Source organism: Rhizobium sp. 268, assembly GCF_036571585.1.
Lineage (GTDB): Bacteria > Pseudomonadota > Alphaproteobacteria > Rhizobiales > Rhizobiaceae > Rhizobium > Rhizobium redzepovicii.
This window is the reverse complement of record NZ_JAPPSO010000074.1, coordinates 1-778: the sequence shown is the minus strand read 5'-3', so window position 1 is coordinate 778 and position 778 is coordinate 1. Positions and strand designations below refer to the sequence as shown.

The window sequence follows — 778 nt, the reverse complement described above, 5'->3', positions numbered from 1 at the left end:
CTCGCCGGCGTCTCCAAGGTGCTGCTGGCCGAAAGCGACGCGCTTGCCAACAATCTGGCCGAACCGCTTGCCGACCTGATCGTCTCGCTGGCCGGCTCCTATGACACCATCGTCTCTGCCGCCACCTCGGTCGGCAAGAACGTGCTGCCGCGCGTCGCTGCCCTGCTCGATGTCGCCCAGGTCTCGGAGATCATCGAGGTTGTCAGCCCCGACACCTTCAAGCGGCCGATCTATGCCGGCAATGCCATCCAGACGGTGCAGGCAAGCGATACCAGGAAGGTGATCACCGTGCGCACCGCCTCGTTTGCTTCCGCCACGGAAGGCGGGTCTGCCTCTGTCGAGGCGATCGCGGCGGTCTCCGATCCGGGTCTGTCGCGTTTCGTGAAGGATGCGCTGTCGGCCTCCGACCGTCCGGAGCTGACCTCGGCGAAGATCATCCTCTCCGGCGGCCGGGCACTTGGCTCTGCGGAAAAATTCAAGGAAGTCATCCTGCCGCTTGCCGACAAGCTCGGGGCTGCCGTCGGTGCATCCCGCGCGGCCGTCGATGCCGGTTATGCGCCGAACGACTGGCAGGTCGGCCAGACCGGCAAGGTCGTCGCCCCGCAGCTCTATATCGCCGCCGGCATCTCCGGGGCCATCCAGCATCTGGCCGGCATGAAGGACAGCAAGGTGATCGTCGCCATCAACAAGGACGAGGAGGCGCCGATCTTCCAGGTCGCCGACTACGGCCTCGTCGCCGATCTGTTCGAAGCCCTGCCGGAACTGGAAAAGGCGCTCT

At 65.4% G+C, this 778-nt stretch carries 1 protein-coding gene; it reads left to right on the top strand.

Annotated elements, in window-relative coordinates; genetic code table 11:
- Nucleotides 1-778: electron transfer flavoprotein subunit alpha/FixB family protein (locus OS035_RS33500; RefSeq protein ID WP_331815688.1), on the top strand; the 778-nt coding region annotated here is incomplete at both ends.